Here is a 13,727-nt window from a genome sequence, read left to right on the forward strand (position 1 = left end):
GTCTAATGATTCGTATAAATTACGTTTTAATACCGTAAATACATCAAACGAACTAGTTTATTTTTAATTCAGACGCAATATTCACCCATTTTATGTTCCATTTTTTCTCATGATGATCTCCGGTTGCGAAAAACAGAAATTGATGATCTGGGGTTACATACGGATTTCCTTGTCCCAAGTTATTGATAGTATCATTTAATTTTTTGGTTGTTGACCAGTTCCCTTGTCCATCGTTAAAACTTACGTGCAAATCCAGCTGATTTCCTATCGTAGCAAAAATGAGAAAGTCCTCATTGGGGCCAACGTAAGGAGTACATTTTCCTGGATCTTTGGGTATAGATACAGCAATTTTTTCTGCATCTTCAAATGTTCCATTCACTTGTTTTGAACGATAAATATCCATTTCGCTATAATCTAAATTACTGGAATGAAAATATAAAGTGCCAGAATTCGTAATGGTTGGGTGAGATACCAATTTGTCTTTCAAATTTGGAATATCAACAAACTCAGGTTTCGCCCATTGGCCATTAACGTTATCTGATTTCCAAATATGCCAGGTAGAGGGTAGGCTATCGATACCCACAGGTCGTGTAGAACTGAAATAGATGGAATTTCCATCTGGAGAAAAACTCATCCCATGTTCGTTGTATGTGGTATTGAAAAAAGCTTTTTTGGGCTCAGACCAGGTACTATCCACTTTGTGGATGACATAAACGTCAAATTTTTGAAAATCCTTATCGGATAACGTATAATAATATGCTTCGAAGTCTGGGCTGAATATACCTCGATGTATAATTCTATGTGCAGGAACGATATCTTGCTTAAAAATCATTGGAACATCTTCGGGAATCTCCTGAGACAGGAACCGCGTTTTGAGATTTGCGGGATCATTTTTACAACTCAAAAAACTAATGGTGACTAATATTATAATTTTGAGTTTGTTCATTTCTATACGTTATACTAGGGTAAATCATGTTAAGCTAATGATTTTCATTCCAAATCCTTAAGGCTTTGGGTATAGAATAAAAAGCATTGGTTCCGTGATTGGCATTTTGGGTAAATTCATAGTGCATCTTCAATGCTGTTGAATTATCTCGATCCAAAATCTCGATCACTTTATCAAATCCATTTTTCATCTTCTCGTTCTCGTCTTGCCCGAGACTAAGATATATAAAATTGTGAAATGTGTTTTTGGCTATCGCTGCTTCTAACTTTTGAGCAATTATGGTATCATCTCTCCAAAATGCAGGACTGTAGCAAAAATACCCGTTAAAAAGCGTAGGCTTTTCTAGCATAGCATACAACACAAAAAGCCCTGCTCTCGAATGACCAGAAATCATTCTGTAATCGGTAGTTCTGTATTCGTTGTCAATTAGAGGAATTACTTCGTTCTCCAAAAATTCTAAGAATGCATCTCCACTACCTGGTTTAGAAGCATCCTGGCTTTGGGAGATATAGTGCGGAGTTAAATCTCTGTTTCTGTCTTCATTTACAATACCAACAATGATCATCTCAGGGATGTGTTTGGCAAGACTTAGTATTGTCGCTGCGTTAAGAATATCCCGATCATGGGACGTGGCATCAAGCGCATAGATGACAGGAAATCTTTTTTGGGTGTTTGAAGAATAATCTTTGGGTAGGTGAATCAGTAATTTTCGCCCTTCTCCTAAAATAGAAGAATCTATAGTTTCGATATTGCTAGCGTTAAGCTGGGCTTTCTGAGCGTTGAATTCGAAGATGGTTAATATGGCTAAAGTGGTAAGAATCCCTGTGATAACGATAGAAATAATTAGTTTTTTCATATACCAAGAACTGTTTTACTATTATTTGAAACAAGGTATTAGAAAAGGGGGGAACCATTAGTATCAGTCAGGTGTCATTGAGGTGTCTTTTTCAGAATTGACTGGTTTTATCAAGTATATTGATGAAATCGTATTGAAGACAATAAAAGAGATATACAATATTAACTGACTATTATATTGGCCATACATCTTTTGCCCTGTAAGGATATAAGTAATACCAGGTACAAGGAATAACAATACCAAAAATAGAATGAAAGAATAGCTTTGAAATACCAAGAGCTGGTTCAAATTCTTATTGCTTTTTGATCGATGTTTTAAAAGAAACAAGATATGGAGAGGAGGAAGAAAAGTTAGAAGTGTGGATATTAGTATAGTGATTCCCTCATTTTCACTTTTTTCGTTGCTTAAGGAAACAGGAAGTAATTCTACTTCCAATATTTCTGATAAGATAGTTAAGGTATAAACTCTAGGGATCACTTTCCCATTTTCGATCCGTTTGATGGTGCTTAAGGATAAGTTGGTTTTGTCTGCCAGAGTTTGTTGCGTAAAGCCTTTTGCTTTTCTAGTGATCAAGATTTTTTCTGAAATATCCATTAGTTCAAATTTTCTGTTTTACACTAACCGATATCTTGCAATTCACTTTATTGATCTGCTAATTTTGCATAAATATCGATACTGATAAATACTCCGTTCTTAACCTCACAGTCTTGCATAGTACCTTCTAAATTGAATTGAAGTTTTGCTAATGCTTTTTTACAATTCAAGTTTTCTGTTTCGACAAAACCTTCAATTCTGTGTAGCCCAAGGGTATCAAAAGCGTATTTTAAGATGAGAGGCATAGTTTCTGTCATTAATCCTTTGCCCCAGTTTTCTGGCAACAACCAAAACCCAATTTCTGCCTTTTTATTGGTTGTACTCAGGTCGTTTAGTCCTCCTGCTCCCAGAAATTTTCCATCATCTTTTGAGCAAACTGCCCACCAAATACCCCTTTCATTTTTTTCGAGATCAGCAAACCAAATCATTTGTTCTTTTGTTGCTTCCAGGCTATCAAAACTAACTCCGTAATATTTTATAATATCAGGATGAGAAAGTCCTTTAAAAACGTTTTCTATATCTGACGGTACAAATTGTCTTAAGGTTACACGTTCGGATTCTAAAATGGGAAAAGTATTAGGCATTTTGTATTTGATTTCTATTTGTTATGTTTTATTTCTCAAACCATTCCCGTACTTCCATGATGTATTTTTCTCTGTCAGGGGTTTGTTCGAGTATAGAGACCCCACTATCAAATATTTTGACTTCAAAGTCACGTTTCGTTAGATACACATCATTAAATTCATATGATATAAACAAGGCGCCTGCGATAACCAGGGAACACCCTATCCAAAATAGGATAGAAATTTTACGTGGAATGTGAATCGTCCAAATTTTATTGATGAATACACTGATGATTAACCAAAAAACAAAGTATGTTGCAAGATTAACCATTAATTCTAGCATGAAATATTGAGTAGCCAATGAAGTATGGAATGCCGAACATTTATAAATCATGGGAAATCCATACAAAAATACATCTGGTCCATCGATTATCGCTCCGTACCACCATTTTGTTATGAGCGCAAATGAAATAAAGGTTAAAGGGAGCGCAAATCTCAAAATCAAATTTTTCATGTAGACTAGGTGTTTAATTGCATACAACAATAAGATTACTGAGATTCGAAATGCTTACAACAATCGAACTACCAATACTAAAGTAACAAAATTACAATGAATTCAGATATAGCGTGCTTCATTGCGATATTGTGTTTTCTTTTAATTTTTAGTCCCTTCCAATGTTTTTTGAAGTTCAGAACTAAGTTCTTCTTCAATAATATCGATTAACTCTTCCTGGTTATAATCGTATTTTTTTATGATTGTAGGTTCATTATAATCCTCGAATTTACCATCTTTATTTTTGTCAATCCCGAAGGTAATAACAAGGTCCTTACTCTGGTTTAAAAATTTGAAGGAATCTACATCCATATTTTCAATTCCAATTTTCTTCAATTTCTTTTCTTTTAAAGAATAGTGATACAGCGATTTGAAATCTAATAGGTTGATAACTCCATCTTTAAAAGTATCTTTTTCAGAAACTTTAAACAGTAGTATAATATCATCAGCAAAATACTCTGTGGAGATATAATTGAAATTGACTCTATTTTCAAATAGTTTTTTTGTGGATTCATCTTTTTGATCATATACGATCACATTATTAAAAGCTCCATAATATTCTCTTGAATATCTGTGGTCTTCAGATTTGTAGTCCCTTGATTTAAAAGCTGACAAAGTATTAATATCTTCTACTTCGTTTAAATTCTTATGAGCTACCGGTATAATGTATATTGAATTTATGGTGTCCACCAATCTAGGTGTTTGGAAAGAAACGACCTGTTCTCTTTTACTTTCTTTTTGTAGTTCTTCTATTTTCTCATTAGAAAGGATACCCTCTTCAACATCACTACTCCTATTGAATCTAGAAAATTCAGCAATGGTGATTCCTCCAATTCCAATAATAGCACTAATAACAAGGATTATGGCAAGAGTACCTAATATTGCTAGTATTCTTTGATTATATCGTTTTACTTTTTCTATTTTCATTGATTATCCGATTCTAAATGATACACAACTATTTATGTAAAAGCGTGGCAAAGTGTTACCTAGTTTTGTGTTAGCCAATATACTTCAGTATTGATAGCTATACCATTGGTTGTATTTTTATACTTATTTTTTATTTAGAATTTTTAGATCCAATTTTATTTCAGCAGGCTTTCGCTTGGCATATTGGATACTGTCAATTTGTTTGTTGGAAATAAATCTATAATAGATACTTTGTTTTGTATCTGTTGCATACCAAACATAGTTAGATTTATTTTCAAAAATATCTAGTAAAGCAATGTGAGTGTTTTTTAGATTCAAAAGAGACTTACTGGTTTCACTTATATTATCAATCAGTTCTGTTAACCGATCATCCTTAACCTGAATATATGTTCCTCCATTATTTATAGTGTTTTCCAAGTTAAAGGTGTCTGAAATTATAACAACTTGTTTACTGGAGTTGGCACATCCAATAAGAAAACATAGACAACAATACATAAAAAATTGTTTAATCAATTTCATAATAGTAATCTGATGATTTATAGTTACCGAGTTTATACCACCGACGGCCTGTCGTTTAATAATTTGTAATAGCCTTGCTCCATCAATTTTTCTGCAACCTCAATTCTACCTTTGGCGCCATTTTGCATAATATATGCGAGCTCTTCCTTGGTTAAAAGAACTACATTGACCAACATTACCTCTTCAATACTTAATTGAATTTTATCTGAAACTTCGTTATTTTTTAATCCCATTAAAACACCGGCCTCTCCATTTTCTCCTAAGAACGCACTCGGTAAACCGTCTCCGTTTACAGCCGAAGACAGATAGGTGTAGTCATTCAGCATATAAGAGATATTTGGATTGGAAGCCGGCATACTGCTTACTTGCCTTAAAATCTTGAATTCCCAGGAATCAATAATCTCTTGGATGTTGGTGTACTTATTGTCCGTTAGGGTATACAACTCAATTCCAATACCATTATATCCTTGATTGTCTGCATTGGTATCGAAGTCATCATAAGGATCGCTCAACCCATCGGTAGCGATAATCGTTCCCTGATCGGTTTGAACACCGATATGCGCTTGTCTCATAGACGGCCATCTGGGACCTCCCATAAAGGATGGATTAATCATGTTCCCTACAACATCAGAAAAAGGTTCTCCAATACTTTTCCAATAGTTGTCTCTTTTTTCGCAAGAAATTTTAAAATGATCGTCGTATTTCATAATGGTTGTCTGTTTCGATTGTATAAGTTAGGTATATTGGAAATATATCACTCAAGCACCAAGATAGGGAAATCGTTACGAATTTCATTTCTTGTACAAGGTTCATAGCCCGTGTGCTAATCTTTATTTTTACGTTCCTAAGGAATTGCTGGTAAGATACTCCCAAATCGTTTTCAAAATGGATTTTCCTTTTTCATGATTTGGATCAGATAGCCAAAACCCACAAACATTGCAAATCGCTTGATCAGTATAGGTTGCACGTCCAGCTAGACCATCTAGTGTTGCAATCTCATCTGCATATCCAATTTTACCTGCCGTGTCGGTCCATTCTACCTGATCTTTTCTGATTTTGTCAGAATAACATCTAGGGCACCTTTCTTTTTCGTCATCTAATGTTGCATATCGATGTTCAGCAATTAGCTGTTCCATTTTGGATTCGGTTAGATTTCTTTCTGTCAAATATGCTTGTATTTCCAACTGAGTTGCTTTCATATACGTCAGCAATTTGAATTTGGCAAAATATGCCAATTCATAATCGTCTAACTCAGTCAGAAAATTTCGTACTCTACTCATTTTGGAATTGCAACTAATGTTTAATACATAGGTATCGTAAGAAGATAAAATGTTACCTATTTCCTGGCTTGATTGTTATTACCAAAGATTTTTTCTTCACTGGTTACAATCTTTTCTCGTGTGTTTGTTTTTCCTTTTTCAATGATGAGATCTATAAATTCATTTACATAACGCTCCTTCAATTCGGCATAGATGGTTTTATTTTGATCGGCTTTTTCTGCAAGTTCATACTTCATCTCTTGATATTTCAATCTTGCCCACTCATTTTTTCTTAGATAATTTCTGGACAAAATATGTCGTTCTAAGGCTTTGCTGTTTGCAGGGCAAACATAAAGATGGTGTGTTATATTATCCAGAACTTCATTTTTGAACACTCCGTTTCGTTTAAAAACCTCACGCTGTTCAATACCTTGGTTCCCGTTATGGTAATATCCAATTTTAAGTAATCCTGCCTTTATTTTCTCAAATTCTGATTCACGTTCATAGATGATATCCATATCAATGATATCTTTTGCATCCAAATTAGGAACCGAGGTACTCCCCACATGTTCTATATGATATGCCAACCCACTTAACCCTTTTTCAATTTCATTTTTTAAATGAGTAAAGTTTGTAATCCAATCAGCAGTGTATTTTTTGATCAACATATTTTTGGAATGGGACATAACAGGTTTGAATAGACGCGATTTAACTTCTGGTTGGCCAAGATACTTAATTAAACACAATAGCGGTTTGATCGTGCACTCAAACCGCTATTGCATTTGTAATTGATCAGCAAAGGTTTTATCCTTCCATTTGCTCATACACTTTTCGCCATTTGGAAGCATCGTAAATCAAAATGGACTCTTGAATGATGCCCTTTTCCAATCGAAACCATTCTGAAGCAAGATTGCTTTCCAAACCTGGGATAGAGGATTGAAATTCATAATGCGTAGCTACCCAATCTTCATTTTGGGCGGTACTAATCAGTTTTACACCTGTTAATACTTTACCCATTTCAGTAGCTAATCCAATAAATTCGGTTTTATGATTAAGCGCTACCATAGGGTTTTTGAATCGATAATGATCTGCCAGTAAAGCCAAAGATTCATGAATACGTTGAGGGTCGTTGAAGCCGTTTAAGAATTGGATTACTATTTCTTGATTTGTCATAGTTTTCTTTTTTGTCATTGATATGATGACAAAGTTCTAAAACGTCTTCAAGCTAGATCTTGGTAAAAACCAAGATTTCTAGATGTTGATTGAGTTGATTAATTTGCTGAAATTGGTAGGGTCTATTCGCAAGTAAGAGGAGATATCTTTTTGAGGAACCATATTGAGCAAATGAGGACTTCTCTGTGCAAAATTTCTAAAACGAGTTTCCACATTAAAAGCCATTAATTCGTGGTGTCGTTCAATGATTCCTAATAAAAAAGATTCGGTAATTTTTCTGAAGAGTGTTTCCAATTCTCTATGCTTTTGTATCCATTCGGCATGTTTGGCAAAAGGTATGCGTAGCAACTTACTATCGGTAATAGTTTCCAGGTAGTATTTTGAAGGTGTTTGTGTGAGAAAAGATTCGACAACACCACTAAAGGAAGGTGCATATGCAAAAAACATCACATGCTGTTTGCCATCATTTAAGTAATATGATTTTTGAATTCCCTCTTCTACAAAATAGAGATATCGTTCCGTTTTTCCGGATTCGGTGATGATGGTCCTTTTGGGTACGGAGTATGCCGACCAATTAGAGATATACGACTCCAGAATGGGTTCATTTACTTCGTAAAATGACGATAGATATTTTTTCAAAAGTGATAATGGATTTTTATTCTTTATCTCGCATTTTTTTAATCTTCAAAACCTCTTGTTGTATCCAATGAATAGAAATATCAACTGGTTCTGTCGTATCTGCAAAAGCAGTATTGTGTCCTAATGTTGGGAAAAGTACATATTCATAAGGTTTGCCTTGGGCTTTGAAGGTATTCAAATGCTCCATACCCATTTTTACAGGGATTTGGATGTCTTTTTCGCCAAACAACCATAATCCCGGAATTGAAAGTTTGCTCAACATGTCTTTTGGATCAGTGGCTGTAAATTGATATTGATCGGGATCGTTTTTGATATGGTAGTGCGCATCTTTTTCGGTATGATTTTCCCAAAAATCAGTTCTGCCATTGGTATAAAACTGAAATCTCAGTTGTTCGAGCGTGGTAATGGTAGGGCAACTAAATAACACCATGAATTCAATCAGTGGGTTATTGTGGGCAGCAATGGGGATGATCCATCCCGCCTGACTAAAACCTAGCAAACCTATTGGTACATTGTTGTGATGTTGATGAATGATTTGCGCAGCAGCGTTTGCATCTTTTGCTAATAGCGTTAAATTATCTGTACTGATATTGTTAGTGCCCACTTCTGGGCCTGCATACACTCCACCAGATGCTCCAACTCCACGTTTATCATAGGTGAGGACTAGTAAGTTTTTTTTGGCTAATAACTCGGCAAACTTAGGCATTCGGGGAACACGATCAGAGCCGTGTACAATCACTACAGCAGCATCAGGTTGTTTGGGAGCATATAAGGTGCCTGCCAGGGTAACTCCTTCATTCTCGAAGATCATTTCTGTTGTCGTGATCGAATCTGTTGATTGTGCTACTGCCTGATAAAGAGAAAGGAATAAAAGAAAAAGTATAAAAAAGATAGGAGACCCCTTATGTTTCTCGATCACCTTGCTATCGATCCAAATGCAATTTCTTTTATTCATAAATGTAATTCTTTTCAGATTTTTTGTCGGATATACAACATCAAAATATTTGCTCGGGGGCAATGCAAAATGTTACTTTTCTTTTTTCTTACCTAAGGATACCTTGTAGTCATCTATATTTCCTTTGATCTTAAGGTTGAGGTATTTTATTTTTTCGTTGGGATCTACTTCTACAATCTCATCTTCTTGCCCGGTACTGATGGAATCATTTTTCTTGTTCCCGAATAATTTTTGCCAGGCGGCTTTGCGTACCGTTTTCCAGGGGATACGCAGATAGTAATCTATATTTTGATTGTTATCATGAGTACCAGATAATTCCATATGACCCAAAGTAGATTCGATCGTCATCGCAGGAATGGTAATCTTACCTTTCTTGATATCCAGACTGTTTTGCAAGGTGTCAAACCGAATATTTTGTAGGTTTCGATCCCCCATATAGTCTGAAAGTGCTAGCATAGGGTCGTAATTTTTTAATCTTCCATTCAATACTTTTACATCCATTTCTAAGGTAGATTGATCCAGATCTGGTACCATATCTGGGTATACTCTGATTTTTCCTTTGATTCTGGAGGTGAGCTTCCCTTGTAAATTTTCTGAAACGAGATGATCTTGTCCAAAATTCTCGAATTTGAATAGTAATTTATCCAAATCTACATTGTTCATCACCAAATCTGGCTGCATGTAGATATGTTTGGGATCACTACCGTTAAAATACCCATTTAATCGAATATTTCCTCCCGCTGCATCCATATGTAAAGTATCGATATAGATGTAATGATCTGGAGTAGTTCTTAAATCTGCTTTGATATTTTGGAGATCTATGCGATGATAAATAAAATGTGCAATATCGGCTTTAAATTGCATATCAGTAAATGGCAATTCGTATAAATTGAAAGCCTCTGCATGTTCTTTTACATCTGCAGTTTTTGAAGCCACAGCCGCTGTAGATTTTGGTGGATTTAAATCGAAATTAAACAGAGCATCAAAGTCGATGTAATTTGCTTTTAATTCGAAGTAATTGTCCCTTTTCTTTATTTGTGGATCTTTCCCAAGGTAATAGTTTAACGCAAAATTGAAATTGGTGGTTCCTATTTCCCCATGAAAAACTTTGATCACCAAATGCTCGTCTTCGTAATGGATGTTTCCTCTAAAATCATGAAAACGAAGCGGATGCAATTTCATTTTTGTGTCCAGCTTGTCTAAAGCCAAATCGATGGAATGTAATGCAGAGTCTTTATAATGCATACTGGAGGCAAAATGTAAAGCCAATTCATCAAAAGCCTCATGTCGGTATTCTTTTGGGACGTAATTTTCTCCTTTATACGAAAAGACATCCTCCAGTCTTAGTTTCTTAGACGTTAAGTTGATATCCAAATCTACATCTCCGTTCAATTCGGGTTGCATCCAAAATGCATAATCATGAATGAGCCCGTCGAAATGAAAATCACTATCGTCTATATAACCGGTAAAATCCACAATTTTCAAGTCTTTGTCATCGATTAATACATCGGCATGAAAATCATGCAGATTATGCGGATAATGTTTCAGGTCTGCATATAAACTATCAATAAAAAATTCCCCTTTGGGTAAGTATTCAGATTCTGTAAAATCTTTGGCAGAAGCTTTAAAAGAAAGCCCTAGGCTAAGGTCTTTTATTTGTTCATCAACACCGGTTTGGGTCGAATCCTGTTTTGAAAAACGGGTTAGTTCTGCAATATCAAGATTTTTGGAAGCTATATCCAAATGCGCCTCTACTGGGATTGTCGTATGATGTACAATTGCAGGTAAGTCTGAAAGAAAACCGCTTATGGATAGATCCGAATTTCCCATCAACATTTCAAACTGATTCAAAGTGGCTTCTTTGCCATTCATTACCAAATTGATATTCAAATCGTGCAGGGGAGCAGGAAGATTTTTGGAGACTAAACTCAGGTCTTTTACAATCAACTCGGTAAAATATGCCTGATTGAGTTTTTGCAATGCTTTTTCCGGATGGTCAATATCGATAATATCATGAAAATTCATTTTCAACGACACTTCTCCAGAGGCTTCTTGTACTTGCTCTAGTTCAAAAAACTCTGCAATAAAATCCAGATTGAAATTCGAATTGATTTTCATATCCACTTCCGGAGATTCAAAATTCTTTACCAAAATAGACCCTTCAAACTCTCCTTTTTCCAGGGATGCCGTCATATCGGTTAGCGAGAACTCCATGGTACTGGCATCTCTATTGGCACCATTGGTAAAATGACCGTTGAAGCCCATGTGATCTATCTTTTTTGCTCTTTGAGTATTTTCCAAATAGGCTTTTCCAGCTCCAAAATTAGCATTGATAAAAGGTCGGTTTCCTTTGTTGGCAGGACCTTGGATTGTGGCATTAAAATAAATCTCACCAGCATTTCTATATTTTTCCAAAACAGGGATTACATCTGTAGGAGCAAAGGCAATAAGCATATCAAAGTTAGGCTTGGTACCTTTTATAGAAAGGTCGAGGTCTACATCATTTTTGGTGTCGATAGATCCCTCTAACTCAAAATCCCCATTTTCCATGGCAATACCAGAGGGTTGTATGTCGAGAATACCTGTAGATTCATTAAATACAACATCGGTATGTACTTCAAAGTGTTTATTATGGATAAAAGTGGTATCCCCATCTTTGATCACATTTAATTCAAAATGAGTATCGATATGCCCAGCAATGATGCTGTCTTTTTGACTAAAACCACCTGTGCCGGCATACATGAATTTTTCGACATCTGTATTGGTGGCTTCATCTAGAGTATGGATATCCAGATTTTTAAACTTTATTTTTTTGAGGTGAATATTGGTAGAAGGGGTTTCTGTTTCTGAGGTACTAGCCAAAGAGTTCTGAATATTCGTCGTGTTGTTTTCGTGGATCACAAGATTTAATACTCCCTCTTCTATAATTAAAGATTGAATGTCGTAGTTTCCTTTTACAATATCGATGAGGTTAAAACCAATGTAGATGTCTTTTACATCCATGATAACGGGTGCATTGTCTGCCTTGGTTTCAAAAATGCCAACATCATAAACCTTTATAGAGATATACGGAAAACTGCCAAAAAGAGATAATTCACTTTCACCAACGCGAATAAGACCTTGGTGTTCTTGGTTGAGCTTTGCGATCTCTCCTTTAATGATTTCGGATTGGTTGCTCTGGATATATAGCATTAGCCCTCCAACTACTATTATGGGGACCAGAAGTAGTGCTAATAAAATTCGTTTCCAGAATTTTTTAATTTTCAAAGTAGGTGTATTTAGGGTTACAAAAGGAGTTAAACTTTAAAAATAACGAATTCGTATGAAAAAAACCTTATTAAGAGCCTTATTTAGCATTTGGAACAACGAGAAGTATAGATTAGTAAGAACAAGTAGCAGCAACTTCAATTTTTCAAACATACTTCCTAATTTTCGACCTGATTATCTCTAGTTATTGTGACTGCCTTCTAATCTGGACTCATATTTCATTAAAGATTTCCAAATTTCCTGTACTTCGGGCCAAAAACTATCATTAAAATCAGAATCTGTATTGACTAACAGTATTCTACCTATTTCAGTTTCGGGGTTAAAATACATAGCGGTCATTACTCCAGGGTCGGATCCATTGTGACCAATGATATGATCTTTAATTCGTATAAACTCATCGCTGAATTCCATAAAAATGCCAAATTCCTGATTGTTTTTTACATTGGGGAATTGGTGCTTTTCAAACAATTTTTGATAGGATGCTTTGCTTAGTAATGTGCCAGAGCCTTTATATCCTTTGATTAACTCTGTTAAGAATAATCCTAAATCCTGGCTAGAGGTAATAAACCCACCATCCGCTTTTGTAATAAGCGAATATTCGGCGATCATCATTTTTTGATGGGCAAACAACTTAGAACGATTTGTAGTGTCTATATCTTTTGATGACCAACCCGAAGCTTTCATTTTCAAAGGCTTTAGGATATATTCTTTGGTAAAAGACTCATAGCTTTGACCTGTAGCTGATTCGATAATGTAAGCACAAAGTCCAGCACCGATATTTGAATATTCACGTGTTTTTCCCGGTTCTGTTTTTAGGAAGATTTCATTTTTGTACCATTTCCCATTTTCGGTCAAACTATTTCTCATAAATTCAATTTGAGAAATCTTGTCTTCTGGCTTTGAAAACCATTCGTATACGCCTTCATTGTCGTTATGTTTGGACTTTTCTAAAACATAGGATTTCGAATAAACCTCGTCAAGATCTGTAATTGAGGAGGTATGGTAGGCCAGATAATTGATCAATATAGGTTGTTCTGGATAATGTGGGTTGATGATTTTGAATGGTAAATAATTGTTGATTGGATCATCGATATTCAACTTACCCAATTCTTGAGCTTTCAAGAGTGCAATTCCGATCAACGTTTTTGATATCGAGGCTATGTTTTGAGTGGTATTAGAAGTATAAGGTTTTTTTTGTTCGATATCGGTGTACCCAAATCCATTCTCGTAAATCAATCCTTTATCGTCTACTACAGCAACCGAAAAACCAATAATAGCCTCTTTTTCAAAAGCTGATTTCAAATTCTTTGTTAATGTATCGTTTATTGCAGCAGAACTATTTTCTAGGGTATTTGGAGTTTCCTTTTTGTGTTTGCATGAAAAAAAGAGTATTGAAAAGATGAAGACTAAAAAGAGGTTTTTCATGTGTTGATTAGTTGTTTAAGTATAAGTAATGTCTTAATAGTTTATGGAAGA

At 35.2% G+C, this 13,727-nt stretch carries 15 protein-coding genes; all 15 read right to left on the reverse strand.

The window, feature by feature from the left end; translation table 11 throughout:
* Positions 1-52: 52 nt before the first annotated feature.
* The 15 genes from ACXAGJ_RS10705 to ACXAGJ_RS10775 all read right to left on the reverse strand — a co-directional run bounded on the left by ACXAGJ_RS10705 (position 53) and on the right by ACXAGJ_RS10775 (position 13,676).
* Entirely contained in the window at positions 53-946 is an 894-nt protein-coding gene (locus ACXAGJ_RS10705; protein WP_474839655.1) for a hypothetical protein, read from the reverse strand.
* Positions 947-980: 34 nt separating this feature from the next.
* A complete protein-coding gene (locus ACXAGJ_RS10710; protein WP_474839656.1) occupies positions 981-1,802 on the reverse strand; it encodes an alpha/beta hydrolase in 822 nt (273 codons plus the stop codon).
* Between the two features lie 63 nt (positions 1,803-1,865).
* Positions 1,866-2,396, reverse strand: coding sequence for a helix-turn-helix domain-containing protein (locus tag ACXAGJ_RS10715; RefSeq protein ID WP_474839657.1), 531 nt, complete (start codon positions 2,394-2,396; stop codon positions 1,866-1,868).
* A gap of 47 nt (positions 2,397-2,443) precedes the next feature.
* Complete coding sequence (locus ACXAGJ_RS10720; protein ID WP_474839658.1) at positions 2,444-2,980, reverse strand: GNAT family N-acetyltransferase; 537 nt, start codon at positions 2,978-2,980, stop codon at positions 2,444-2,446.
* A gap of 28 nt (positions 2,981-3,008) precedes the next feature.
* Positions 3,009-3,473 carry a hypothetical protein gene (locus ACXAGJ_RS10725; RefSeq protein ID WP_474839659.1) on the reverse strand — a complete coding sequence of 155 codons (465 nt, stop codon included), beginning with the start codon at positions 3,471-3,473 and terminating at the stop codon, positions 3,009-3,011.
* Positions 3,474-3,614: 141 nt separating this feature from the next.
* On the reverse strand, positions 3,615-4,439 hold the full coding sequence (locus ACXAGJ_RS10730; protein ID WP_474839660.1) for a hypothetical protein: 825 nt from the start codon (positions 4,437-4,439) through the stop codon (positions 3,615-3,617).
* Positions 4,440-4,562: 123 nt separating this feature from the next.
* Complete coding sequence (locus tag ACXAGJ_RS10735; RefSeq protein WP_474839661.1) at positions 4,563-4,856, reverse strand: hypothetical protein; 294 nt, start codon at positions 4,854-4,856, stop codon at positions 4,563-4,565.
* A gap of 134 nt (positions 4,857-4,990) precedes the next feature.
* On the reverse strand, positions 4,991-5,665 hold the full coding sequence (locus ACXAGJ_RS10740) for a suppressor of fused domain protein (protein ID WP_474839663.1): 675 nt from the start codon (positions 5,663-5,665) through the stop codon (positions 4,991-4,993).
* Positions 5,666-5,794: 129 nt separating this feature from the next.
* Positions 5,795-6,238, reverse strand: a complete 444-nt coding sequence (locus ACXAGJ_RS10745; RefSeq protein ID WP_474839665.1) for a hypothetical protein — start codon at positions 6,236-6,238, stop codon at positions 5,795-5,797.
* A 56-nt stretch (positions 6,239-6,294) separates the two neighbouring features.
* Positions 6,295-6,903 (reverse strand): GrpB family protein, encoded by a 609-nt coding sequence (locus ACXAGJ_RS10750; RefSeq protein WP_474839667.1) that lies wholly within the window; start codon positions 6,901-6,903, stop codon positions 6,295-6,297.
* Between the two features lie 118 nt (positions 6,904-7,021).
* On the reverse strand, positions 7,022-7,390 hold the full coding sequence (locus tag ACXAGJ_RS10755; protein WP_474839669.1) for a hypothetical protein: 369 nt from the start codon (positions 7,388-7,390) through the stop codon (positions 7,022-7,024).
* Positions 7,391-7,468: 78 nt separating this feature from the next.
* Positions 7,469-8,029 (reverse strand): Crp/Fnr family transcriptional regulator, encoded by a 561-nt coding sequence (locus tag ACXAGJ_RS10760; protein ID WP_474839670.1) that lies wholly within the window; start codon positions 8,027-8,029, stop codon positions 7,469-7,471.
* Positions 8,030-8,045: 16 nt separating this feature from the next.
* The gene (locus tag ACXAGJ_RS10765) at positions 8,046-8,984 is read right to left on the reverse strand and encodes an alpha/beta hydrolase family protein (RefSeq protein ID WP_474839672.1); all 939 of its coding nucleotides are present in this window, start codon (positions 8,982-8,984) and stop codon (positions 8,046-8,048) included.
* 72 nt (positions 8,985-9,056) lie between these two features.
* On the reverse strand, positions 9,057-12,251 hold the full coding sequence (locus ACXAGJ_RS10770) for an AsmA-like C-terminal region-containing protein (RefSeq protein ID WP_474839674.1): 3,195 nt from the start codon (positions 12,249-12,251) through the stop codon (positions 9,057-9,059).
* Between the two features lie 180 nt (positions 12,252-12,431).
* Complete coding sequence (locus tag ACXAGJ_RS10775; protein ID WP_474839676.1) at positions 12,432-13,676, reverse strand: serine hydrolase domain-containing protein; 1,245 nt, start codon at positions 13,674-13,676, stop codon at positions 12,432-12,434.
* Positions 13,677-13,727 lie beyond the last annotated feature (51 nt).

The organism is Aquimarina sp. AWH4_224 (genome assembly GCF_056160245.1).

Excerpts from the sequence above, each read along its gene's own strand:
- ACXAGJ_RS10750 (WP_474839667.1), bottom strand. The coding sequence starts at position 6,903 with ATGTCCCATTCCAAAAATATGTTGATCAAAAAATACACTGCTGATTGG.
- ACXAGJ_RS10715 (WP_474839657.1), bottom strand. The coding sequence starts at position 2,396 with ATGGATATTTCAGAAAAAATCTTGATCACTAGAAAAGCAAAAGGCTTT.
- ACXAGJ_RS10740 (WP_474839663.1), bottom strand. The coding sequence starts at position 5,665 with ATGAAATACGACGATCATTTTAAAATTTCTTGCGAAAAAAGAGACAAC.
- ACXAGJ_RS10730 (WP_474839660.1), bottom strand. The coding sequence starts at position 4,439 with ATGAAAATAGAAAAAGTAAAACGATATAATCAAAGAATACTAGCAATA.
- ACXAGJ_RS10755 (WP_474839669.1), bottom strand. The coding sequence starts at position 7,390 with ATGACAAATCAAGAAATAGTAATCCAATTCTTAAACGGCTTCAACGAC.
- ACXAGJ_RS10765 (WP_474839672.1), bottom strand. The coding sequence starts at position 8,984 with ATGAATAAAAGAAATTGCATTTGGATCGATAGCAAGGTGATCGAGAAA.
- ACXAGJ_RS10705 (WP_474839655.1), bottom strand. The coding sequence starts at position 946 with ATGAACAAACTCAAAATTATAATATTAGTCACCATTAGTTTTTTGAGT.
- ACXAGJ_RS10720 (WP_474839658.1), bottom strand. The coding sequence starts at position 2,980 with ATGCCTAATACTTTTCCCATTTTAGAATCCGAACGTGTAACCTTAAGA.
- ACXAGJ_RS10710 (WP_474839656.1), bottom strand. The coding sequence starts at position 1,802 with ATGAAAAAACTAATTATTTCTATCGTTATCACAGGGATTCTTACCACT.
- ACXAGJ_RS10775 (WP_474839676.1), bottom strand. The coding sequence starts at position 13,676 with ATGAAAAACCTCTTTTTAGTCTTCATCTTTTCAATACTCTTTTTTTCA.
- ACXAGJ_RS10745 (WP_474839665.1), bottom strand. The coding sequence starts at position 6,238 with ATGAGTAGAGTACGAAATTTTCTGACTGAGTTAGACGATTATGAATTG.
- ACXAGJ_RS10725 (WP_474839659.1), bottom strand. The coding sequence starts at position 3,473 with ATGAAAAATTTGATTTTGAGATTTGCGCTCCCTTTAACCTTTATTTCA.